Annotated in this window: 4 protein-coding genes; 1 reads left to right on the plus strand and 3 read right to left on the minus strand. The window is 38.2% G+C overall.

Translation table 11 applies throughout. The features are described 5' to 3' along the window. Together AC1DUW_RS28805 and mce are read right to left on the minus strand one after the other, a co-directional pair. The coding region (locus AC1DUW_RS28805; protein ID WP_477644185.1) for a carboxyl transferase domain-containing protein at positions 1-292 on the minus strand (292 nt) is incomplete at its 3' end. Next, positions 289-711, minus strand: coding sequence for a methylmalonyl-CoA epimerase (gene mce, locus AC1DUW_RS28810; RefSeq protein WP_053346885.1), 423 nt, complete (start codon positions 709-711; stop codon positions 289-291). The genes AC1DUW_RS28805 and mce, both read right to left, overlap by 4 nt. 172 nt (positions 712-883) lie before the next feature. Here mce and prli42 point away from each other — a divergent pair, with 172 nt between their 5' ends. Further along, a complete protein-coding gene (prli42, locus tag AC1DUW_RS28815) occupies positions 884-979 on the plus strand; it encodes a stressosome-associated protein Prli42 (RefSeq protein ID WP_152952297.1) in 96 nt (31 codons plus the stop codon). A 44-nt stretch (positions 980-1023) separates the two neighbouring features. Here prli42 and AC1DUW_RS28820 read toward each other — a convergent pair. Further along, positions 1024-1395: L,D-transpeptidase (locus tag AC1DUW_RS28820; RefSeq protein WP_477644186.1), on the minus strand; the 372-nt coding region annotated here is incomplete at its 5' end.

Here is a 1395-nt window from a genome sequence, read left to right on the forward strand (position 1 = left end):
CGGTAAAGTCTTGTGAGAACAAATAAATATCGCGCCCATTGACTTTTCCGTAACCAGTGACAACCCCTTCTCCTGGCCCTTCTGCCTTTTCCATACCAAAATTAGTATTACGATGTTTGATAAAAGGATTTAGTTCAATGAACGTGCCTGGGTCCACTAAAAGTTCAATTCTTTCCCTTGCTGTAAGTTTACCCTTCTCATGTTGCTTATCGATTCTTTCTTCACCGCCACCTAGTTCTACTTTTCGGCGTCTGTCGTATAAGTCATTAATTGTTTCATATATGTCTGTCATTTCTGCTCCTCCTTTGATTCAGCTCTTTCACAAAGCTCATATAATACACCCGCTGTTGATTTAGGGTGAACGAAAGCAACATCAGCATGGTGCGCTCCTTTTCTTGAGGTATCATCAATCATTCGAATGCCTGATTCTTTAATTTCTTTAATCCGATCTTCGATATGTTCTACACCTAGGGCAACGTGATGAATACCTTCGCCGCGTTTTTCGATAAATTTGGCAATTGGGCTTTCTGGTGACAACGCTTCCAACAACTCTAAACGAGTATTTCCCGCTAAAATAAATGCCACTTTAACGCCTTGGCTTTCTACTGTCTCAATTCCTTCGAGCTCCAACTTCAGCGTATCAGTGTAAAGCGGCAAAGTTTCATCAAGTGACTTAACAGCTATGCCGATATGATCGATATTTTTAATCATTCAAATAAACCCCTTTATGCTATGTACTATTAGACAACTCTATTAAAATTCTACTAATCTGGTTGAAAAGCCTTTAACTTTCGGAATAATAAGAACATTATACTTTTGCTTGTTTCTACTAAATGTTCAAGTTAAAATAATATTAATCAAACTGTTTTGAGGAGAGAGCATAATGAGAAATAAAAAGATAAGAAAGATCGTTGTGTATTTAATGCTTATCTCGATGATATTAACGACCTTATTATCAGGTATTGCATTTCTTTTGTAATAGATATCCGGAAGGGAGAGGGGAGCCAAAAGCTTCCCTCTTCTTTATTTAATGGCTCCATATTTTTTTGCCAATGTTTTAAAATCCTCGTTTGATATAGTAATTAACACCTTTGATCCAATCGGGACTTTTTCGTACAAACGCTCTACATCGGATTTATGCATTCGTACGCAGCCATTTGAAATATATTTTCCAACTGATGCAGGTTGATTTGTACCATGTATCCCATAAATCCTGCCATCGGTATTTCGTGCGTCAAATCCAATCCACCTTGATCCAAGTGGATTCCTAGGGTCGCCACCCGGAATATTCTTTTTTCGATAATAGGGATTAACCGCTTTGACCTTAACCGTAAATAATCCTTCAGGTGTCAATTCTTGACTCTTTCCTGTGCCGACCGGTAGTATCTCCTGAAC

The sequence above is a fragment of the Peribacillus sp. P4_C12 genome (assembly GCF_056402095.1).